The 21,611-nt window shown below is 45.1% G+C and carries 15 protein-coding genes; 2 read left to right on the top strand and 13 right to left on the bottom strand.

Annotated elements, in window-relative coordinates; all coding sequences use genetic code 11:
• Positions 1-43: 43 nt before the first annotated feature.
• The 7 genes from P0M28_RS01655 to P0M28_RS01625 form a co-directional block, all read right to left on the bottom strand.
• Positions 44-1,000 carry a FecR family protein gene (locus tag P0M28_RS01655; protein ID WP_302207674.1) on the bottom strand — a complete coding sequence of 319 codons (957 nt, stop codon included), beginning with the start codon at positions 998-1,000 and terminating at the stop codon, positions 44-46.
• A gap of 194 nt (positions 1,001-1,194) precedes the next feature.
• Positions 1,195-1,779, bottom strand: a complete 585-nt coding sequence (locus P0M28_RS01650; protein WP_302207672.1) for an RNA polymerase sigma factor — start codon at positions 1,777-1,779, stop codon at positions 1,195-1,197.
• A 248-nt stretch (positions 1,780-2,027) separates the two neighbouring features.
• On the bottom strand, positions 2,028-2,870 hold the full coding sequence (locus tag P0M28_RS01645; protein ID WP_302207671.1) for an NmrA family NAD(P)-binding protein: 843 nt from the start codon (positions 2,868-2,870) through the stop codon (positions 2,028-2,030).
• Between the two features lie 357 nt (positions 2,871-3,227).
• Positions 3,228-3,728: an anthrone oxygenase family protein gene (locus P0M28_RS01640; protein ID WP_302207670.1), complete on the bottom strand. Its 501-nt coding sequence runs from the start codon at positions 3,726-3,728 to the stop codon at positions 3,228-3,230.
• A gap of 286 nt (positions 3,729-4,014) precedes the next feature.
• On the bottom strand, positions 4,015-4,887 hold the full coding sequence (locus P0M28_RS01635) for a helix-turn-helix transcriptional regulator (RefSeq protein WP_302207669.1): 873 nt from the start codon (positions 4,885-4,887) through the stop codon (positions 4,015-4,017).
• Between the two features lie 151 nt (positions 4,888-5,038).
• Positions 5,039-5,866, bottom strand: coding sequence for a universal stress protein (locus P0M28_RS01630; RefSeq protein WP_302207668.1), 828 nt, complete (start codon positions 5,864-5,866; stop codon positions 5,039-5,041).
• A gap of 164 nt (positions 5,867-6,030) precedes the next feature.
• Positions 6,031-6,540, bottom strand: coding sequence for a DUF2267 domain-containing protein (locus P0M28_RS01625; protein ID WP_302207667.1), 510 nt, complete (start codon positions 6,538-6,540; stop codon positions 6,031-6,033).
• Between the two features lie 235 nt (positions 6,541-6,775).
• On the opposite strand from P0M28_RS01625, the gene P0M28_RS01620 reads away from it, so the two are divergent.
• Positions 6,776-8,314 (top strand): hypothetical protein, encoded by a 1,539-nt coding sequence (locus P0M28_RS01620; protein WP_302207666.1) that lies wholly within the window; start codon positions 6,776-6,778, stop codon positions 8,312-8,314.
• A gap of 677 nt (positions 8,315-8,991) precedes the next feature.
• On the opposite strand, the gene P0M28_RS01615 is transcribed toward P0M28_RS01620, so the two are convergent.
• The 4 genes from P0M28_RS01615 to P0M28_RS01600 form a co-directional block, all read right to left on the bottom strand.
• Positions 8,992-10,410 carry a DASH family cryptochrome gene (locus tag P0M28_RS01615; RefSeq protein ID WP_302207664.1) on the bottom strand — a complete coding sequence of 473 codons (1,419 nt, stop codon included), beginning with the start codon at positions 10,408-10,410 and terminating at the stop codon, positions 8,992-8,994.
• Positions 10,407-11,936, bottom strand: a complete 1,530-nt coding sequence (locus tag P0M28_RS01610) for an FAD-binding domain-containing protein (RefSeq protein WP_302207663.1) — start codon at positions 11,934-11,936, stop codon at positions 10,407-10,409. The genes P0M28_RS01615 and P0M28_RS01610 overlap by 4 nt, the downstream gene beginning before the upstream one ends.
• A gap of 176 nt (positions 11,937-12,112) precedes the next feature.
• Positions 12,113-14,485, bottom strand: coding sequence for an ABC transporter permease (locus tag P0M28_RS01605; protein WP_302207662.1), 2,373 nt, complete (start codon positions 14,483-14,485; stop codon positions 12,113-12,115).
• A 113-nt stretch (positions 14,486-14,598) separates the two neighbouring features.
• Positions 14,599-16,407 carry an FtsX-like permease family protein gene (locus tag P0M28_RS01600; RefSeq protein WP_302207661.1) on the bottom strand — a complete coding sequence of 603 codons (1,809 nt, stop codon included), beginning with the start codon at positions 16,405-16,407 and terminating at the stop codon, positions 14,599-14,601.
• Positions 16,408-16,518: 111 nt separating this feature from the next.
• Here P0M28_RS01600 and P0M28_RS01595 point away from each other — a divergent pair, with 111 nt between their 5' ends.
• Positions 16,519-17,979 carry an ISKra4 family transposase gene (locus P0M28_RS01595; RefSeq protein WP_302204760.1) on the top strand — a complete coding sequence of 487 codons (1,461 nt, stop codon included), beginning with the start codon at positions 16,519-16,521 and terminating at the stop codon, positions 17,977-17,979.
• A 15-nt stretch (positions 17,980-17,994) separates the two neighbouring features.
• Here P0M28_RS01595 and P0M28_RS01590 read toward each other — a convergent pair whose 3' ends face one another.
• Positions 17,995-18,870, bottom strand: a complete 876-nt coding sequence (locus P0M28_RS01590; RefSeq protein WP_302207660.1) for a permease prefix domain 2-containing transporter — start codon at positions 18,868-18,870, stop codon at positions 17,995-17,997.
• Entirely contained in the window at positions 18,863-21,472 is a 2,610-nt protein-coding gene (locus tag P0M28_RS01585; protein ID WP_302207659.1) for an FtsX-like permease family protein, read from the bottom strand. Before P0M28_RS01585 ends, P0M28_RS01590 begins: the two co-directional genes overlap by 8 nt.
• Positions 21,473-21,611 lie beyond the last annotated feature (139 nt).

Raw genomic sequence — 21,611 nt, 5'->3', positions numbered from 1 at the left:
TGTTGTTAAGGTTTTTACTCGGTACATAGGTAGTGGTAAAGTGCTATTCTCGTAGTTGTATCTTTCCTTCCTCTTCAGTAGCCTGAATGCCAAATATCTCGCTCAGTAGTGCTAAGAGGGTGTTCATATCGTTGTTGGGTAAAGTACCAGTGAGCTTTAGTTGCCGAATGCTATCACTGGCAATAATCACCGGATGACCGTACAAGTCCTCAATGGTGTGCGCCACTTCACTGAGGGGAGTTTCATTAAAGATTAGCTCGTGGTTTCGCCAGGCGGTTACCGGAGCGGTTTCCACGGTAGTGAGTACGAAATTTTGCTGCTCAGTAAGGGTCGCCTGCTCACCGGGTTGTAAGATGACATTAGCAAATTGAGTAGCCGTTGCTCCTAAACCATTGAGTTTCACCTTTCCGGCATCCAGGGTTACTTGAGTGGCTCCGCGTCGGCTCTGCACATTAAACTCAGTTCCCAGCACCTCCACTACCAGGTTATCGGTATAGACCGTAAATGATTGATCGTTGGCCAGGTGTTGAACCGAGAAGTAAGCTTCACCTTCCAGCCAAACTTGCCGAGGCGCACTAGAGTCCCACTGCCGATCGTAACGGACCGATGAGTTACCGTTTAGCACTACGGTAGATTGGTCAGGTAGAACGATGGTGCGAGTTTCAGCAAAACCGGCCATTTGAGTTACCTCACCATTTATCCACAGGGAATAAACTAGCAGTAGGCCTAGTAGTACCCCGCCAATACTAGCGGCTATTTTCCAGGGAGCAGATACTTGTTGACGGGGCAAGCGATCAGAAATCTGCTGATATAACTCTTCGGATTGTTCTTGAGTAAGAGTTTGGGTATCGTGAAGTTCCTGCCAGAGATTTTGAATAGTATCTTGATGGGCTTCGCCTTCTGGATGATTTTGCAGATAGTTGAGTAGCTCCTCCAATTCGGCTCGGTTACACTGACCGGCCAAGTATTTTTGAAGTAACTGCTGCTGATTTTGAGACATAAACACGTTTTATATCTACTATCCGCTTGGCAGTTAAAAAGAAGATAACTGTTTGAATTTTTATATAATTTTTAGCAAAGGTGAGTCACAGGTGATAATAATTTAAAAAAATAAAGCAAGAGGTGGAAATTTCATAGCATAATGAATGCTTCCAAATATGTAATCAATTACTAGAGTAGTGTAGATAGCGATTATTAGAACTGAGCCAGTAGAGCCATTAATAATCCTAGGCTGAGGTCAGCGTGTTGCTTGAGGTAGATTTTTATAAAGTGCAAGGCTTGCGCTAATTGTTGGCGTACGGTTTGGGGAGTAGTACCCATATACGTGGCAATCTCGCGAGTGGTTTTTCCTTGCTGATGCGATAGTTCGTATACCAATTTTCGCTTGGGAGGAAGTAGCGCAATAGCTTGCTGAGCAATAGCAGTGTATTCAGTAAAAATGACTTCTTGCTCCGTAGTAGATACTAGCGAATTCATTCGCTGGTGCAATTGATCGCGTAAATCCTTATTTCGGGCTACTTTCTGAAGAAACTTTAAGTTTTCATTCTTTGCAATCTGGTAGAGATAGGGTTCTAACGGTTGTTTAGGGTCAATTTGAGCACGGTGCTGCCAAAGCTTAATGAAAGTGTTTTGCACCACCTCCTGAGCATCTTCTGCGGAGTGAGTGAACTTTAAAGAGAAGCCGTAAATACGCTGGTGATAGCGATCATACACTACCCGAAAGGCAGACTCGTGCCCCTTTTTTAAGCGGGTTAAAATAAAAAGTTGATCCTGTTCCATCTACTTCGGCTACACTTCACACAATGATAGAGGTTTCGCGAAAATCAAACAATATTTTGAAATTATTTTAAAGAAAGTTTTAAATACAACCTCGTTTTTGCCACATAGTTTATGTGCTTCGGAATGATCTATCGAGTCCAGTAAGAATGCACGGTTACATCAAAGAGGTTTGTAGAGAATTAGGGTATATTTTTGGTCGTCGTTAAGAAATGATGCTACTTCCCTGAGAGAAGTAGCATCTACTGAGTTTACACCGATGCTGTCGCCTGAGGTTGCCAAACTCCTGTGATCGCAGTCTCGGCCACGTACTGAGAAAAGCTCTTGGGTTTTCGGCCTAGTACTTTTTCGATATCGTCAGTCACTATATTGTTGCCGGGAGTGCCCAGCACTTCGGTAAATAGGTAACTAATCAACCAGATGTATTCTTTAGGTACGCCTTGTTCTTTCAGCATCGTAGCGTAGGTATCCATTGATATTGGCGTAAACTGAATTGTTCTGCCGGCGACCTGAGCGATTTCACGAACTACCTCCGAGAAGGTGAGCAGTTGGGGGCCAGTCAATTGATAGATTTGACTGTTATGCTGATTGCTCATTAGTGCCCCCACCACTACGTCGGCAATATCATCTGTGTCTACGTAAGGTACCTTCGCTTCGGCTTTAGGCAGTGCTACGTGGCCAGCCCGAATAGGGTCTAGAAAAAAGCTTTCGCTGAAATTCTGATTGAACCAACTGGCTCGTACAATGGTGTAATCCAGTCCCGAATTCATAATAGCTTGTTCGCATCGCTCAGCTTCTTGTTCTCCTTTCCCCGACAGAAGCACTAGTTTCTTAATTTTACTTTTTTGAGCTTGATTAACGAATGCCCGAATTGCTTCTACTGCTCCTGGTACAGCCAAGTCGGGTTGAAAGGTAACGTACACTTTGTTCATTCCTTCCAGTGCAGTGAGCCAGGTAGTGGAATCTTGCCAGTCAAACGCCGGGCTAGCATTACGCGATCCAATTCTAACGTTTTGCCCTTTCGCTTGTAGTCGTTGGGCTACCTTTCGGCCGGTTTTTCCGGTTCCGCCGATAACTAAAATGTTGCTAGTCATAATTGTTGATGTTTATAAAGTGATAAAATTCGTCCCAGATTTAGACTGAGACTATTAGTTAATAGAATGGTTGAATTGCTGATTGTTGACTAATCCACGGTCAATAGTCGACAGTCCACAGTCCATCGTCGATAGTCCACGGGCACTGAGTTACAGGCGGCCGTCGTGCGAGTTAGAAAGTTGAAGTGTTCAGGTGTTATGGTGTTAGCGTAGTTTGATGTACGGGGTTTAGCTGTACCCATTGCTCATTGTCTACTGCACAGGGTCTCACGCCATTAATCATTATTCATCAGTCATTAGTCATTAGTCATTCGTTCTTTGGTTCCATCAATGATCGATTTTAAATTCCGGTATCCATTAAAGTATTTTTGAAAAGTTGAAGGCTGCTAGCAGTGAGACTAGAAATGAAAGCACGGAAAACCAAGTTCGGATTGTGTGTAGTTGGTTCCACTGCACTTCGTACTGCTGCCGGGTCTCAATGATCTGATTGGGACTTAATTCGCTAATTGTTAGGGCATCTAGCATGTTGTTGAGTGGTACATTACCAAAGACTGTCACCCCGAAAGTTCCGATCAAGTAAATGGTGGTCGCTACTAGCATTAGCCAAAAGACGAGCCCGGCCTGATACTGTTGGACGGTACTGATTACTAACAAGATTAAACTACCGAAGAAAATCAGAAAGAAAGCGGGGTTTAAAACGGCCCGGTTGATAGACTGCATGGTTTCCAGATAGGTAAGGTCTGCCACTCTGCGAATACCAGGAATGGCTGATACCGCCCAAGCATAAAAGAATCCGGCCGAAAGGCCAGTCAGCACTACTGCTGTATAAAGTGTAATTGATTTAAATGAAATTTCCATGGTTTATGGGTTTTGATATGATAGAAATGTCTGTAGTTAAGTCGGTATGCTTTTCGGGTTTACCTTGAGGTTCCAGTAAGCAGAGACGATTAGGAAATACTCGGTCGTAATCAGCCAGAAAGCGGGTGCTCCGAAAAAGCTTCGGTAGCCTCCCCTATGGGATAAGGTAAAATGACAATTGCGTTGATTTTGCTCATTACTTGTTGTGTTAAGGTAATGAGACAAAGCTAGCGCTTACTCTAGCGGACGATTTGTCCGAAAAGGATCAAGATTTGTTTGAAAAGGATTATCGTTTCACTTCGCTGGGACGGAAGCCAAATTTTTGGACAAAAGCATTGGAGAACGAGCTCAGGCTGTCGTAGCCTACGTGCCAAGCAGCTTCCTGAATGGATACGTCCTGATTCCGAAGTAGTGTGTGCGCTCGGGTCAAGCGTTCGTTTTGAAGATACTTGAATACTGGTACTCCAAAAAGCGCCTTAAAGTCTTTTTTAAGTTTAAAGCTATTCAATCCAATTTGCCTGGATAATTCGGTAAGGGAAGGCGGGTTTTCCAGATTAGCAGTAAGAATCTCTTTGGCTTGGTACAGCCTCTCTCTTTCTTCATTTTTTATCCCCCCGCTCGAAGATGTTACTTCGTTCAGACTGGATAGCTGGCCGAAAAAGTGGGCGAGCAGCAATGTCATCTGGCTGCGGAAAAACATCATCTTAGCCTTACCCTGATACTGATTTTCAAATACTTGATCTACAACGGTCTGTATCTCCGGAGTCATGTAAAACAACGGGCCTTCTACGTAGTGATCGGCAGGATTTACTAGCTGAGATAAGAGTTGGGAGAATAGTTCACCCTCATGATGGGGAAGCTGTTGTAGGTTTCTAGGCGCAGTGGCAATTACGATACAACGGAGTGGCTTTTGTGCCGATACGGTGTGGATAAACTCTACCTGATCGTCGGCATAAAATGACAGGGCCATACTTTTGGTGTAGCTAAAGTCTTTCTGCTTTTCTCCGTACCGTACGCTTAAATTAACATTACCTGAGCCGTAAAACGCCACGGCAATGAGCGGTTCTTCAAAAACGCAAGAATCCACTGAGGTTTCTTCTGCGGCAGATGTCTCCACCAGAATAGTGAAGTCGTTAATATCGATAATATCCCGAGTCATAGAGACGTATATTCCTGGAGTTAAACATGATGTCCGCGCATTTTATACGTTAGGTTCCATCGGACTAATATACGCACCAAAATTATTACAATGAAGGCAAAGGAAAGCGACTGACTGCTGTCTTATCATTAATCACTTTTTCTAACAATACTCAGGAACGATGGCCGTGAAATACGAGTACCGGACGGTCGGTCTCAAAGACTACTTGTTTGGTGATACTACCTCTAGTAAGTCGCTCCCAGATAGTATGATCGCGGGGCATCATGGCTAAAATACCTACCTCGCTGTGCCTTTCCAGGTATGCTCGTAACCCTTCTAGCACATTTTCACCGGGCTGGTAGTGGTAAGAATGGCGAACCGAATGAAGCGCGCGCTCCAGCGAGTCACCTACGGTAAGCTTGTTATTCTCCAGCTTACCATCTGACTTAGAAACGTGTAGTACATCAATTTTGGCGTGAAAAGCATCCGCCAGCGATATAAGCCCCTGAAAAGTCTTAGGGCGATCTATTTTCTGATAGTCGGTAGCAAATAAGATGGAATCTACTTTAGAAAAAACAGCATTTTCAGGAATAGCTAAAATAGGGCAGGAGGTACGGGTCATGAGGTGAAAAGTGGTACTCCCGAGCAGCTTTTCAAAGTTACTATCGCCCCGGTTGCCCATTACTACTAAATCAATTTCTTGCTCTTTAATAGCTTCTTCTATCGCATCTTCGGGAAAAGCCCCACTATCCAGAAATTCGTAGGTAATTTTATTGTCTTTTAAATGGACGCGCTCTATTTCCTGAAAACGCTCCTGAACTTCGTTCACAACTTGCTCTTGGCTAGCCATGATATCGAGGTACACTCCCGTCATGGGGTAAGCATTTAGAATAAATAGTTTAGCTTCGGTAGCCTGGGCTAGTGAGATAGCGTACTTCAACGCTCGGGTAGCCCGGTTAGAGAAATCGGTGGGGGCGAGGATGTGCTTTATCGGTTTCATATGTTGTTATTTAATAGTTATAATTTGTAAGCTAATCAGGTTGAAAGTTGAATTTTAGTTGGAGCTAACAAGCTTGGTGCAACAGTACTCCTTCAAGTCAATAGCCCCCTGGGTAGGTTTAGAAGAAATGCGAACGATAGTGGTAGCTAATTGCACGAAAGTAATCATAGGGTGGATACTTTAGATGTTGGAGTGTTAATCTGATTATGATGATACAAAGCAATAGAGGCATAAATGCGTTCTCGGGCATCGCTGGGTAAAACGCTAATAATTTGTTCTAATTCTGGGGGAGAGGTATGAACTGAAACCACCTTCATTATGGCCAACAGAGTATGTTGCGCCAGTACTTTGCCCGTTTCACCCTTCGGGTATAGTTGGGGGTGAGAAGCGACAACCTCATCCAGCAGATCAGATAAGGAGGTAATTGGGTTAGGCAACCACCGATCGACCTCCCATCGCCCGAGCGTAAGTGCCTGAAATGGTAGGGGCAAAGCGGTAAATAGCTGTATGGCTTGAGAAAACGGAAGGATTCGGCAGATAGTACTGAACAGTGATTCTATTAATGCTAATGCCTGTTCAGTATTTTCGGAGTAGCCTAGCTCACGAGCGATGGGCACAAGAATCTCATCTAAGTAGGTAAGGTGTAGCCGGTGGTATTGCGATAGCTTGGGCATGATTGAAATGCTTAAAGCCTTAATTTACGAAAGCTTACCCCCTGATTTTATGACCAAAGTCATGTTAGGCCCTGCTTATTATCCCCACTTGGCCTTAACCGAAGTTCGTGATCTGCCTGATTTTAGTCATTGAATTTTGATTGTGGTACTGCTATTTTGGGCAAGCATCGGGTACAGATGAAGGCGTAGTTAGCCTCATGCGTTAGCCGATTTCAATTGCTTAAATACTACCACAATGTCGAAGTCTATTCTTATTTTCTTTTTGGTATTTCCTCTAATTAGTACCGCCCAAGCTCAGGCGATTATAGGGTACTCTACGCAAGAGGATAAAATAATCTTTGAACTGAAGATGAAGAACCATCAATACGTTATTCAGGAAGACGATGGTAACGTAGTACCTTCATCTGAGATTGCTATTCACAGTGTGGCTCTAGCCGGAGAGTTTAATGGGTGGCAGACTGATGCGCATCCTCTACAACTATCAACATCAGCTACGTATCAGCTAGTGCTGCCCACAGATTCTTTGAAAGGAATCGACACTCAGTTTGCTTTTGTGATTAATGATTACTACTGGGTAGAACCTACCATTGATGCTGTAAATCGAACCCCCGCCCCCTGTTGGCTGGTAAGCACCGGGGCGGTATACACCACCATGCTCTACGAACGAACTGTGTACCAACTAGTAAAAGACTCAGTGCTTACGGATGAAACCGCCCGACAGTGGCTAATGGATGAGGCAGTACCTATGCACACCCGTACTCCGGCCGGACTAGCAGCATTAAAACAGTATGTAAAGGGTAAGCAAGCTATTGGTATTGGTCACGACACAATTTCTACATTCACCTCACGGTCACGCGTCACCCAATTTCTGCTGGCGGGAATGGACTATCCAGTGGTTGCTTTTCAGCTAGATTCTAATCGGGCTACCCAAATTGTAAAGTATCTGGATGAGGGTTTTACCGTTTTGGACGATGACTATACGGCTGAGGTAATTCAAGTGTTGGATTGGAGCAATGACCACCCCGAAGTAGAACTTCTCGGCTACGAGCGAGAGGATATAGCCAGTAGCCTGCAACTACTTAGTAGCGTAGCGACCCAGAGTAATGACTCTGCGTGGCAACAAGAAGTGAGTACGCTGGTAGGTGACGTTCGCTCGCTACTCGACCTACAGCAAACTTGGGGGTTGTACTACTACGACTCACCTTCGTATCAGGACTATTTGCTACTCAGGTTTTGCTCGGTTCGGGATAACTTACCCGATCTTACCGATGAGCAGCAACAAAAAGCTTATCAGTCGTTAGCTGTAATAAATCGCTACTTAACGAACCTATCGGATTTAAAAGACTACTACCAAAACATTGACAAAGATTTGGGGGAATATTTTGAATGGATTAGTCAGAGCGACTCTAGCTTACAGCTAGTAGCGTGGGTTCCGAATGAAGAGATGAGCCGGAGCACTCCCGGATCACTAGGTCAGCATTTGAGTGAACGGTTTCAAAATAATTATTTAGCGGTAGGAGTGGGGATGTATCAATTTGAGGAAGAACCCATACCCCTTTCGCTAGAGCAACGCTTTTGGGGTAACGATCGCCGTGAAGAAGAAGGCAATAGTGCCTACATTATTGATGTACGCCGGGGAAACTTAAGCTCGGAAGAAATGCAGTGGCTATCCGAAAGAATGTACAGCAAACCCGGAACTAGCTCTACAAACCTAGCCGAAAGCTTCGATATTATTCTGCTTATCAACGTGCCTGAGCCACCGGTTTTACGCTAAAAGAAGTTGAGTCTTATCAGAATAAGGTTTATTTTATATCGATATTGGTCAACTTGTACACTTGCCAAGCACAATCGGTTTATAAATCCCCTGCATCTCCTTTAGGAAAGGAAGAATTAGCAAACAGATACTAATCTTACTGAGTGAAGCAAAGGAATCAAGTCACACCTACCCTTTAAAAAAAGAGGGGTAAGGGGGCATAAAAACCTACAGTAAAAGTGCCTAACCAGTCAATACTGGTATTATTTATTTTCTGCACCGATAGGGCTGTAAACTATGGGGCGCAGGGCATAAAAGGACGAACTTTACGGTAGGAACTACTGCTGTCAGGTTCTTATTTTACAGCGCGACTACCGCCTTTTTGTCGCTATAAGCAAACCAGGCCTATTAGAAACTTAACTTTAATAAGATTATATTTAGCCTGTGACTGAACTGACGCGTGATATGACGTTAGATTTTAGCTACTCAACGCGATAAGAATAGCTATGCCACTTTGATCTACCGTAAATTTCTTCAATTTCACAGGAATATCGGTCTATCTAAGTTACTGTAAGTCAAGTAAGTAACCTGTTCCTACCGTAAAAAACGCCCTTTTATGCTGAGGTACCCAACCATCAGGGATAACTAAGGGAGGTTGAATAATAAGCGTTGGTTAAGCTACGTCAGAAATAGGTAGTTCATTGTCTGCCTATACGCTTCAGCATCCGGTTCCACTTTTTAGGGATCAGTAGTGGCTCCGGGTAGTCTCGCCCTAATTTAAAATTATGCTGCTGCTGTTCTTCTTCGGTGAGCAAGAAGGCAATCGGAATCAACTCTTCCGGAAGTTCAACGAGTTGCGGTAACCAGTGCCGGATATATTCTCCCTTAGGATCATAGTGGGTAGACTGCCACAAAATATGGGTGTACCGCCAAACCACCGCTTGGAAGTACCAGTTAAGCCAGTTACTGGTTACATCGTAGTCAACCAACAGCGACTCAAAGTAGCTGGCTCCCCATCTCCAGTCAATTTCCAAGTCGCGGGTGAGGTAGGTAGAGACATTCACTCGTCCGCGGTTCGACATAAAGCCGGTTTGATTGAGTTCTTGCATATGAGCATCCACGAATGGGATTCCGATTTTCCCCTGGCACCAAAGATCGAATTTGCTACGATCATAATTCCACTCAATGCCCTTGTCGTAAATACCCTGCTTCCAGAAAATCTTACTGCCATACTTCAATCCCAGAAACTTAAAGTAGTCGCGCCACAGCATTTCAAAGATGAGCCAATAAGTAGAAATATTGCGGGTTACCTCCTGCTCATAATGCTTAACGGCGTAATAAATTCTGCGCGGAGAAAGGCAACCCAGTGCCAGCCAAGGTGAGAATTTTGAACTATAATCCATGCCCAGCGACTGATTGCGGGTCCATTTGTAGCGAGTAAGTAGCTCCGAATCAAACAAATAATGCTGCAATCTTTGCAGTGCTGCTGATTCCCCGCCCGGATAATTGGTTTCTTCACCTGAACGCTGGGTAAAGCCTAGCTCCGGTAAAGTGGGAATAACCGGAGCTTCAACCTCGGCTACCCACTTAATGGTTTTGGGGGGAGGAAACTCATCGCGGACGGAAGCTTTCTTAGTGCCTTCGTTCCGAAAGGCTTTGAAGGCTTCGGGAGTATCAGCGGGCTCGAAAGGTAGATCATCAGGATGATAGAGGGTAAGCCCCCAGTGAAAACAAAGCTGGCAGTCGGTACTTTTGAGTTGTTGCTCAACAGCCTGTTCCACTTGGGTTTCCTCCTCAGTTACTTCACGTTGCAAATGAACCTCATTCAACTCATATTGCGCTACCAATTGAGGGATAATATCTTCGGGCAAGCCCTGCTTTACCAGTAGCTGTCCGCCCAACTTCTGACATTGTTCGTTAAGGTCTTCTAAACTTTCTAACAGAAAACGCGCGCGATGAATACCCATTTTTCTAAACCCTAAATCTAACTTCGCGAATTGTCGAGGATCAACACAGTACAGCAGCAGTACTTCATCGGCCTGATTTATTGCTGCCGAGAGAGTAGGATTATCGTGCAATCTCAGGTCGTTCCGAAAGTAGACCAAAGCCCGACTCATGAGGCGGATGATTTCTTCTTAGAAAACCGTCGGCTAGAAGGCTTTTTCCGGCTGCCGTGCTTCGCCATCACCTCATCGGCTAATTGGCGCAGTTCAGGCAATCGGCGCATTTCGTAAATTCTTCGCTTAGCCTCCTTCGCCGTAGCAACGTGATCTACAATAGGGTAGGGGTAATCTCTACCAATAACGCACCGACTTTCTTCCTGTACCTCATCGGGCATCTTAGCCGGTTCGTGAATGTATTTCAACGGAACTTCAGCCAACTCAGGCACCCAGCGTTTAATAAACACTCCTTCCGGGTCGTGATCTTTTCCCTGCTTGGTAGGGCTGTAAATTCTTACAGTATTAATACCAGTAGTGCCACTTTGCATTTGCAACTGGCTGTAGTGAATCCCCGGTTCGTAATCCGTCCACTGCTGAGCTAAGTAGTGTCCGAACTGTCGCCAGTCCAGCCACAGGTTATAAGCCGCAAATGAGACGATCATGGCCCGCATTCTGAAGTTCAGATAGCCTGTTCCCCGCAGGGCACGCATACAGGCATCTACCATTGGGAAACCCGTTTTCCCCTCGCACCAAGCTTGGTAATATTCTTGATTAAATTCACTTTCTCGTAGCTGATCGTAGGGCGGAATAAAGCTCTGAAATTCAATGTTGGGATCACTCTCTAGTTTTTGCATAAAATGGCTCTGCCAATGTAAGCGAGCTTCAAACGCGCGCATTGATTTTTTCCAGTCGCCGGCTTCCGGCGTAGTATCATCTTTAAGTTTGGCTCGCCGTTTCTCCAGTGCTTGCACCACAGTTTTCAGGCTAATGGTACCGTAAGCGATGTGGGGGCTAAGCCGCGAACAGTGATCGAAGGCACTAAGTGGGCTGGAAAGCGCAAAATGGTAAGGCTGGCCTCGCTCGTAGAGAAATGATTGCAACAATTCCTGAGCGGCTTGTTCGCCCGGTGGCTGTACCGAACCTAGTAGATCTGATAACTCCAACTGTTCGCTGGTAGGAATCTCTCCAACTTCCAATTCTTTAATAGTCGATAGTTGGTCAGGAGTTGGGAAAATCTCTTCAGACATTCGCTTCTCCCAAATCTTCGACCAGCCGTCGCGGTCGCTCAATACTCTCACTACTCCATTTTGGTAAAACTCGTGAAACTGAATCTGCTGAGACTTCGCCCACTTCCGCACCGCTTTATCGCGTTGAAAAGTGATGTCGTTACCCGTTTCTTCGTGAGCGTACAACGTGAAGTGTCCCCGCTGCTGGTGCAGGGTTTTTAGTACCTCCACCGCATCACCAATTCGTACGATAAGCGGTTGCCCTCGTTTCGCCAAATTCTTCCGTAGCTCCTCTAAGCTGCCTCGGATAAACTCCCAGTGACGAGTACCGAAGTCCGGAGCATTAACTACCAATGGTTCTACAATGTACAACGGAAGCACAGTGCCCTTCTGAGAAGATTCGTAGAGCGGACGGTGGTCGGACACGCGCAAATCACGCTTAAACCAAACAACTTGAAGGTGGTTTTCAGGACTCATAACAAGTAGATTAAAAAGTACCTAGTAAACCAACTAAAGCAGCAAAAGTTATCTCGTTTTAACTACGAAGAGCGGAGTAATCTTCAGTTAAGGCGGAACATCGTTGTGAGAACAAAGCTGGCTTTTGCCAGAAAAGTTCTCTGCTTTTATCAAGTCCAGACACAAGCACCCGGCTTTTAGTCATTTCTTAGCGAGTCTACCGGATTGGCCAAAGCCGCCTTAATGGATTGAGAACTGATCGTTAATAAAGCAATAAGTAGTGCCGAACACCCAGCTAGTAGAAATACGCCCATGCCTACCTCAGTACGATAGGCAAAATCTTCCAACCAACGGTTCATTACAAACCAGGCAATCGGAGTAGCAATCAGTATCGATAGCAGTACTAGCTTTACAAAATCGCGGGAGAGTAGTACAATGATACTAGCCACAGTAGCTCCTAGAGCCTTACGAATCCCAATTTCCTTAACCCGCTGCTCGGCGGTGAAGGTAGCCAGACCGAACAAGCCTAGACATGATACCAGAATAGCAATGGCGGTAAAATAGTTAAATAGCTTTCCGGTACGCTGATCGGATTTATAGAGCGCATCGTAGCGTTCGTCTAAGAATTTATAGTCAAATGGATACTCCGGATTATACTGCTTCCACTGGGCTTCGGCAGCGGTAATGGCCTGGCTAGCTTGTTGGCCGGTGGTTTTAAGGTAGAGGTGCCAGTTCTTATCGCCGTAGTGGAAAATAGCCGGTTCAATCTCTTGGTGTACCGATGCTAGGTGGAAATCTTTGGCTATACCGATGATGGTTCCTTCGGTTTGCCACAGCTTAAAACGCTTACCAACGGGATCATCGATTCCCGCTTCCGCTACGGCCGTTTCGTTCAGAATATAGTGAGCCGAGTCGGCGGGGGAACCGGTAAATCCCCGTCCGGCCACCAATTCCATGTTCATCACTTCCAGAAAATCCTTATCAATGCGGATGGGGTGGATTAGAAACATGCGGTCTTCACTTTTCCCGTCCCAGTCGGTATCTCCAGTGGTATTGCCAATGTTTACGAGCGTTTGATTAGCGGAGGTAACGGCTAACACCCCTGGTTCCTTCTCTAGTTCAGCTTTTACCGCATCAAAGTGGTCGTACATAGCTCGCATACCGAAAGTAAACACATTCTCCCGGTCGTACCCTAATTTTTTATCGCGGACGTAGCGCATTTGCTGACTTATAATCAGTGTGCCCACAATAAGCACAATGGAAAAAGAAAACTGCAACACCACCAGAACCTTCCGAAACGAAACATTGCTCTTGCCGATAGAGAACTTTCCTCGAATAGATTCAATGGGTTTAAAAGTAGACAACAGCAGGGCAGGGTAGATGCCCGCCGTAAGTAGCGTAAACAGAAATGTACCAGTCAGGGTAAGCAATACTGGCTGGCTAAGCACATCAAATTCTAGGGATTTGCCGGAAAGTGTATTATAGACTGGCATCAGCAGGTAGGCCAACAACAGTGCTAATGCAGCAGCTACTACAAACAACAGACTCGATTCAATAAGTAGCTGCCCGAATAATTGTCGGCGATCGGCACCAATCAGCTTGCGTAAACTTATTTCTTTGGCACGTTGGGTAGCGCGAGCAGTAGAGAGGTTCACGTAGTTGATACAGGCGATCAGCAGTATAACGAGCGCGACAATTGCAAAGAGTCGTACCTCTTGTATACCCGCTTCGCTACCATCGGCAGCGTACAGGTGCAGGTCAGCTAGTGGGCGGGTAGTATAGAAAAAGCTCTGGTCATTTTCCTCATAGTAGGGGTGACTGGTGCGGTGCAACACCGAAAGCTGTTCTTCTATTTCTGACACTGAAGCGTGAGCAGGTAGCAGCAGGTAGGTCTCGTAGTTAAAGTTGCCCCAGTCGGTTTCCAGACTTTTCCAGTAGTCGTTGGCCGTGTACCGTTGGCTGAGTACTTCTACCGGAAATAGCAGATCGTACTGAATGCTGGAGTTTGCCGGAAAGTCTGCTAGCACCCCCCGGACGATGTATTCGTTACTATCTTTGGTCTGAATTACTTCCCCCATTGGATCGGTATCGCCAAAGTACTTTTGGGCGGTGGTTTGGGTCAACACTACCGACTTAGGATCGGAGAACATATTTTGGCGGTCGCCCTGAAGCAGGGTAAAATCAAAGACCGTAAAAAAAGCGGGGTCAACAAAAGCACCCTTGTCGCCAGTGAAGGTTTGATCCTGGTACTTTACTAATTCTGCTTCGGAGCTAGAGCGGATACGAACTACCTCTTCTATATCTGATATATTCTGTTGAGCTGCTACGGCTAATGCTCCAGGTGAAGAGCTCCAAGTTTGCACCCCCTCGCCAGTATTAAAGTTAGCGCTTACATTATAGATGCGGTCGGCTTGGCTGTGCTGAGTGTCGTAACTTAGCTCGTGTTGTACCCACAGCAGAATTAGTAAGCTGGCGGTGAGTCCGATAGTTAGTCCCAGCACATTCAGAAAGGTGAAGCTCTTGCGCTTCCCGAACTGACGCAGGGCGGTAACAAAATAGTTGTATAGCATAGTGATGAAAAAGTAGTGGTAAAAAAATCAGCTAGTCAGCCAACGGTAGATAAGGTACAAAAGATTAATGACTAATGAAATGATGATTGATGAATGAAGATCGTCAGTTATTGCTACTCATTCCGTAGCGAGTCTACCGGATTGGCGAGGGCGGCTTTGATAGTTTGTGTACCCGTGGTCACTAAAGCAACTAATAAGGCTAGTATTCCCGATACGATAAAGATCCACCACGATAGTTGTACTTTGTAAGCAAAGTTATCTAACCATTTGCTTAGTAGGTACACAGCAATAGGAGTAGCCACTAAGAAGGCAATTACGATGGATTGAAGGAAGTCTTTAGATAACAGTCCAACAATGTGCGTGACTTTGGCTCCTAGTACTTTACGAATACCGATTTCCTTTACTCGCTGCTGGGTAGAAAACATAACTAAACCCAATAGTCCTAAACATGAAATTGAAATAGCAATACCCGCAAAAATATGAGAGAGGCTGGCAGCTACCTGTTCGGTTTGATAGAGTTGCTGATATTCCGAATCTATAAACTGATAACTCAGAGGATAATTCGGATTAATTTCACGAAATACTTCTTCCATGCTGGTCAGTGCTTCGGTGGTTTGGCCTGGTTCCGTGCGAATGAGGATAACCCCGAAGTATAAATCTTCTTTAATATCTACAATCAGCGGTTTGATAGGTTCATGTAGTGAATAGGTATGGTAGTCTTTCAGTACGCCAACGATCGTACCCTTCTTATCCCAAGCTGAAATCCATTTACCAATAGGATCGTTCATTCCAATGGCTGAGGCTGCCGCTTCATTGACGAGAAATGCCGTACTATCAGTAGAGAAACTTCTGGAAAAATCTCTTCCTTCGGCAATCTCTAAGTTCATAATCTTCACAAAGTCATACCCTACTGAGGTAGGTTTAAAGGCTACGGATTCGCCTGCTTCTTTGCCCTCCCAGTTAATAGCATCTTCACCCGTATTAGTATTACTAAACCCATCTACTTCATCTACCAAAAATCCCATAGCGTGCGGTGCTTCACTACTACGGTCTACCATTGCAATCCCAGGCATATTCAACAATCGTTCTTTAAGCACAGCGTACTTTTCGTTTAGTTCGCCCTCGATACGGGTATAAATAAGGTTCTCTCGATCATAGCCCAAATGCCTATTCTGCACGTAACTAATCTGGCGGGAAACGACTAATGTAATGATCAGCAAGAGAATAGATAAGCTAAACTGAAAAACGGCCAACCCTTTTCGAAGCCAGATAGCTTTAGGAGAAGTTCGTAACGACCCTTTCAATACTCGTACTGGTTTCAATGAAGAAAGATACAGTGCCGGATAACTGCCGGCGAGTAAACCCACCACCAACATTAGCCCGACAGCTAATAGCCAGAAACTGGGGGACTCAATCGGTATGGTAATATGCTTAGTGGTAAACTGGTTGAAGCTAGGTAGTAATAACTGTACCAGCAAGATGGTGCAAATCAGGGCGAGTAGGGAGAGAAAAACAGATTCACCTAAGAATTGCCCGATAAGGTGTATGCGCGAAGACCCGATAGCTTTTCGAACCCCTACTTCCCGCGCTCGTTTCATGGAACGGGCGGTAGCTAAATTCATAAAGTTAATACAGGCAATAACCAGCAGAAAAATGGCTACTCCACTAAATATTCTTACGTACTCAATACGACCTCCTTGGGGTTTCCCGTTGGCAAAATTAGCTCGGAGGTAGTGATCAGTAAATGGCTGAAGCCCAAGTGTTATTTTAGTAGTTTCAGAATCATCTAATCGCGATTGAAGGAAGCGATTGATTTTTTCGGTTGCCTGATTAACATCGGCAGTCTCTGATAAGCGGACAGTGGTTAGCATCACGCCAGATGCCCACTCTAATTGCGTCATTTGCGATTCCCAATCAATCAAGAAGTCAAATTGTAATGAGTGTATAACGAATTGGGTGCAGAGGAAAAGCGAGTGGGAATGCAGAGATTCCCTTAATTTTGAGGTCTTCAACCACCATCAAAAAAACTCGCTATGGAAGTAAAGGAAGCAAAAATCAACCAGATAAGACAACACTTAGATCAGATAATAGCCCAAATGGATGCCCGAAGTAAAGAAGGAATGAGAATTCATCAGGTAGAGCGGTCTTTGTTTACCAGTTTATTGCAGTTAGGTTTTCAACTGTTAGAATACTACATTTTGAGTATACAACAGGTAGTCGCTGTTCAGGGGGTTCCCGTTGATCGTGCAGGGGAAAAGATGAAGAACACCGGGCTGCGTAGTCGGCCTTACCGAAGCATTTTTGGCCCGTTATCCATTGCCCGCCCCAAGTATTACTCAACCACTGGTAAGAGCTATTACCGGCTGGACGAAGCGTTGGGCTTACCCAAGAGCAACTATTCTTACGTATTGGATGATTGGTTAGGGTATGGGGCCACCGAGATGGACTTTGCCCAAAGTGCTGAGCAGTTGGAGCGCATCTTAGGTCATCCCCTAAGGGGTATGCAAAGCCAACGGTGTAGTTACAGGCTTTGCGAGCAAGTAAAAGACTTTTATGAGCAACAAGCCTGGGAAAACATAGAAGATGGTACTCATTTGAGCGTAGGCTTTGACGGTAAGGGGGTGCCCATTCGTCGCAGCGAAACTCAGCGAGCTGAGGAAAGTACGGCGGTTCGTCTGAGCAAAGGACAGAAGAAGGGGGTCAAAAAAGAAGCCACAGTAAGCCTGAGCAGTTCGTTTACCCCGCGGCCCCGGCAGGCTCAAGAACTCTTAGAGAGCTTGTTTTGCCCTACCCATGAGCCGCAGAAGCCCGATGGAGGGCATACCTGGCACGAGCACAAGCATCTACGAGCCTTTCTCTCAGACAAGGTAGGGGCCATCCGCTACGGGGTGGAAAACCTACTTCGGCGCGATGCTAGTGCAAAAAAGCCGATCATCGTTTTGATAGACGGTGACCGAGCCTTAGAAAAAGCAGTTCGGCAAGTGGTAGAAGAAAAGAAAGTTACCCATCGGGTAGAGGCCTACGTACTGGATTTTATTCACTTGCTAGAGTACGTTTGGAAGGTGGCTAACGCTCATTGGGGGGAGAAGCATCCCAATCGTTTTGCTTGGGTGAGAAGCCAAGCCGCCTTGTTACTAGACAGCCAGCATGATGAGGTACGACAGCAATGGCAAGTTATCTTGCAACAGGCTACCTTGTCTCAATACAAGCGTGACACTGTCCAACGAGCCATCACCTACCTGACCAACCATCAGCATATGGTAGATTACAAAACCTATCTACAGCTAGGATTTCCTATCACCACCGGAGCGGTGGAAAGTGCCTGTGGACATTTTGTAAAGAGCCGTATGGAGAGAAACGGCATGCATTGGGGAAAACAAGGTGCGCAGAATATGCTCAACCTACGAGCCGTCAGAAAGAACGGCGATTGGGACAACTACCTACAAACAGTAGTCAAACACGAACAACAAGCTCTTTACCAAAAAGCTGCCTGAGTTACACCCTTTTTGTTATACACTCAATTGTAATGAACTCTGAGAAGATAAATCCGCGAAGACTGCAGTGACTTCGAAGTCTAACCTGTTTTCGTATCGTATGCTTTGACCGATGGCTTTTTCCGGGTGGTCAAAGAATAACTGAGCCATTGTTTCCGAAATAGCAATGCTATTCTTTTTTGCTAGAGCAGTTTTAGGGTTTCCGGCAATGAGTGGATAGTCAAACATGGAAAAAAAGGCTTGACTCGCCCGAGAGCCTTCCAACTTATGGATATTATCCCCAACTTGAAATGTTTCGGGATGCCCCCAAGGAAGTTCGTAGCCCGTAGCATAATAAACCAGATTCTCAATTTCGGGCGCTGCATCAGCCACGCCATCGATAGGCAAGAACGGACCGTCGGCATTTGAGCGAACGGGTGTTGAATAACTGCCTCCTAGTTGTCCGTTAGCCTCAATGGTTTGATAGATAGCATACAAGCGATCGCTATTAGTGTGAAAATTATCTACGCCTAGTTCATCTTGCACCCAGAGAAAAATTAGTAAGCTGCTAGTCATACTTAGCACCAGCCCGAGTATATTGAGTGCTGAAAAAGCTTTGTGATTAGTTAAGTTGCGGAGAGCAATCGTTAAATAGTTACGAATCATATCGGAAGAGATTAAAGTTATGGATTGAGATGAAGGTCTTTTAAGGGTTGAAAATTGCAAGTATGCCAGTACTTCTCGCCAGTAGCTTTTTCGCGCTTTGCTGACTCCCTCCCTCTGTACGCGCAAATAGTAGCGTTCATGTAAATCGCCCAGCACTTCTTCTAATAGTTCGGGAGTGCAGAGCCACTCGAGAAGTCTATCGAGCCATTTGGGAGGTGGTTGATATGGGTGATCGGATTTACTCATTCCGCAGAGAGTCTACCGGATTGGCGAGGGCGGCTCGGATGGACTGGAAGCTGACAGTGATACCAGCGATCAGCAGTCCAGCTAGTGCGGCTACGGCAAACATCCACCAAGAAAGATCAATCTTGTAGGTGAAATCTGCTAACCACTGTTGCATAAAGTAATAGCCAATCGGAGCAGCAACGACAAAAGCAATGACAACTAAGAAGATAAAATCCTTGGTGAATAGATACACAATGTGCTGAACGGTTGCGCCTAGTACTTTACGAATACCGATTTCCTTGACACGCTGTGCAGTAACGAAACTGATCAATCCGTACAAGCCCAGACAACCAATAAAAATAGCAATGCTTGCAAATAGCGAGAGTAAACGAGAGGTCTTTCTTTCTTCTTCGTACCAAGTAGCTATATCATCATCAAGGAAGCGATAGGTGAAATAATAATCAGGAAACATTTTCTGCCACTGCTCTTCTACGATGCTGATAGCTTCTGACGCCTGCGCTAAATCTATTTTAAGGGAAGCTAGTTGAAACCGATCTTCCATATTTACTAAAATCAACGGGTAAATCTCTTGGTGCAGAGAAAGCGTGTGGAAATCTTGTACGACGCCCTTGATCGTCACCTCTTGCCCCCCAATGGTAATTGTCTCTTGCAGAGCCTGCTCGGGGTCGGTAATTCCTATTGCTTTTAGTAAGGTTTCGTTGACTACAACACCATTATCACTTTCGGTTAGTGCCTCTCCAGCTAAAAGTGTAATATCATACAAATCTAAGTAGTACTCATCGATAGGTTTCACTTCCAAAAGTTTACCTTCTGTATCTGACTTATGCCAGAACCAGTTAAACCACTTATTGGAAGTAGCCGATGGGGCGTTCATAGATAAGCTTACTTCCTTAACTGGAGTGTGCTTAGCAAGATTATTTCTAAAGCTCTTTAGCCTATTTGTTTCGTCCTGTGGAACGTCTACGATAATAACGGCTTCTTTATCGTAGCCTAACGCCTGAGTGTTGAAGTACTTATTCTGGCTTACTACCACGATCGTTCCAAAAATAAGTAGCTGAGCAATAACGAATTGAAAAGTCACTAACCCTTTTCGTAACAATAAACCGCTGGTGTAACTGGAAGTTAAGACATTTTTGTACACCATAGCGGTTTGAATCTTAGATAAGATAAGAGCCGGGTAAAGTCCAGCGAGCAGACTTATTACCACGCATTGCCCTACTAGCCAAGCTAGTACCAAAGGTTGTAGTACCATCGCTTGATCTAGCGGTATATCGATCCATGCTTGTAGCTGAGGTAATAGTAGTAGCGTTAAGCTTACTGACATCATCGTAGCAATGAAGGTCAGCGCGAAGGTTTCGCCAATAAATTGTAGAAATAGTTGTTTTCTCGTGCTTCCTAACGCTTTACGAACGCTTACTTCTTTAGCCCTTTTATTGGCCTGGGCGGTAGCCAGATTCACGAAGTTGATACAAGCAATTATGAGAATGAACACTCCTATGAATGTTAGACTCCAAAGCGATTCTTTCGAGACTGCCCGATTAGAAAAGTTACCACCACCAAATGCTTCATCGAAATGAATGTCATTTAGCGGTTGCAGCTTATGAGCCAAATATTTCTCAGCAACTTCCTCTCCCAGATAGTTGGTTACCATCGCTGGAAACTTCGCCTCCAGGGGAGCCGGTTTGGTATTTTCGTTTAGCAATAGGTATGTTTGATAGCCCGAGCCGTGCGACGCTGAGTACGCTTCCTCAAACTTTGGGCTAGCAGCAAACGTCGCGTGCGACACTGCAATTTGAATAGGAAAATCGGTGTTCTTGGGTACATCTTGTATAACCCCGCTAATGACTAAATCAAACTCATTATTTAGGCGGATACGCTTACCGATGGCATCGCCATCAAAGTACTGCTTAGCCAAGCTTTCGTTAATTGCTGCTTGCCCCGGTTGCGAAAGTGACTTTTGAGGGCTGCCGATAGTCCACTCAAAATCAAAAATCTCAAAAAAGGATGGGGTGCTAAAATACGTATGAGGATTATTAACAATGTCCTCATCAATCTCTATTTGCGTTTTTTTAGGATTGAGATGATAGATCGTAGCTACGTTCTCTATTTCAGCAAAGTCTTCCTCTAAAATTTTAGCCAGTCCGTGGGGCGTACCTGTACCGTAAGATTCTGCCTCGTCAGGAATACTGCCCGTAATCACTCGGTAGATGCGGTCGGTTTTACTATGAAACGTATCAAAACTTAGCTCAAATCGCACCAGCAGGAAAATAATAAGTGCCCCGGTTATGCCTAAGGTTAGCCCAGCAACGTTAATTACCGCGAAGCTTTTGTGCTTGCTTAGATTTCTAAGCGCAATGGTGAAATAATTGTTAAGCATAGTCATATTATTTGCTGAATTGTCAAAAGTAGGTCGCTTAAAAATTGAGGGTCTCATATACGCCAGCATCTCACGCCAGTAACCTTTTCGTGCCTTGTTAACTCCTTCTTTCTGCACTCGCAAGTAGTACCGCTCGTGCAAATCGCCCAGTACTTCTTCCAATAGTTCGGGAGCGCAAAACCGTTCAAGTAGTTGGTCTAGCCATTTGGGAGGTTGGTTGCTCATGGTCAGAATCGGGCTACATAGAATAGGTCAGGATGAATAGGATAGATACAGTTGGGTAATGCTTTAGGCACATCATTGTGTTTATCTTTTTCTCATTCTGCTTATCTTGGTTAAGACAAATTACTCATTCCTTTATGAT

Source organism: Tunicatimonas pelagia, assembly GCF_030506325.1.
In the GTDB taxonomy this organism is placed as follows: domain Bacteria; phylum Bacteroidota; class Bacteroidia; order Cytophagales; family Cyclobacteriaceae; genus Tunicatimonas; species Tunicatimonas pelagia.
Note: the sequence above shows the minus strand (reverse complement) of the source record. Positions and strands in the feature narration are given on the sequence as shown.

What these genes read in the sequence shown, in the direction of transcription:
- P0M28_RS01655 (WP_302207674.1), bottom strand. Translation starts at nt 1,000, where the DNA reads ATGTCTCAAAATCAGCAGCAGTTACTTCAAAAATACTTGGCCGGTCAG.
- P0M28_RS01650 (WP_302207672.1), bottom strand. Translation starts at nt 1,779, where the DNA reads ATGGAACAGGATCAACTTTTTATTTTAACCCGCTTAAAAAAGGGGCAC.
- P0M28_RS01645 (WP_302207671.1), bottom strand. Translation starts at nt 2,870, where the DNA reads ATGACTAGCAACATTTTAGTTATCGGCGGAACCGGAAAAACCGGCCGA.
- P0M28_RS01640 (WP_302207670.1), bottom strand. Translation starts at nt 3,728, where the DNA reads ATGGAAATTTCATTTAAATCAATTACACTTTATACAGCAGTAGTGCTG.
- P0M28_RS01635 (WP_302207669.1), bottom strand. Translation starts at nt 4,887, where the DNA reads ATGACTCGGGATATTATCGATATTAACGACTTCACTATTCTGGTGGAG.
- P0M28_RS01630 (WP_302207668.1), bottom strand. Translation starts at nt 5,866, where the DNA reads ATGAAACCGATAAAGCACATCCTCGCCCCCACCGATTTCTCTAACCGG.
- P0M28_RS01625 (WP_302207667.1), bottom strand. Translation starts at nt 6,540, where the DNA reads ATGCCCAAGCTATCGCAATACCACCGGCTACACCTTACCTACTTAGAT.
- P0M28_RS01620 (WP_302207666.1), top strand. Translation starts at nt 6,776, where the DNA reads ATGTCGAAGTCTATTCTTATTTTCTTTTTGGTATTTCCTCTAATTAGT.
- P0M28_RS01615 (WP_302207664.1), bottom strand. Translation starts at nt 10,410, where the DNA reads ATGAGTCGGGCTTTGGTCTACTTTCGGAACGACCTGAGATTGCACGAT.
- P0M28_RS01610 (WP_302207663.1), bottom strand. Translation starts at nt 11,936, where the DNA reads ATGAGTCCTGAAAACCACCTTCAAGTTGTTTGGTTTAAGCGTGATTTG.
- P0M28_RS01605 (WP_302207662.1), bottom strand. Translation starts at nt 14,485, where the DNA reads ATGCTATACAACTATTTTGTTACCGCCCTGCGTCAGTTCGGGAAGCGC.
- P0M28_RS01595 (WP_302204760.1), top strand. Translation starts at nt 16,519, where the DNA reads ATGGAAGTAAAGGAAGCAAAAATCAACCAGATAAGACAACACTTAGAT.
- P0M28_RS01590 (WP_302207660.1), bottom strand. Translation starts at nt 18,870, where the DNA reads ATGAGTAAATCCGATCACCCATATCAACCACCTCCCAAATGGCTCGAT.
- P0M28_RS01585 (WP_302207659.1), bottom strand. Translation starts at nt 21,472, where the DNA reads ATGAGCAACCAACCTCCCAAATGGCTAGACCAACTACTTGAACGGTTT.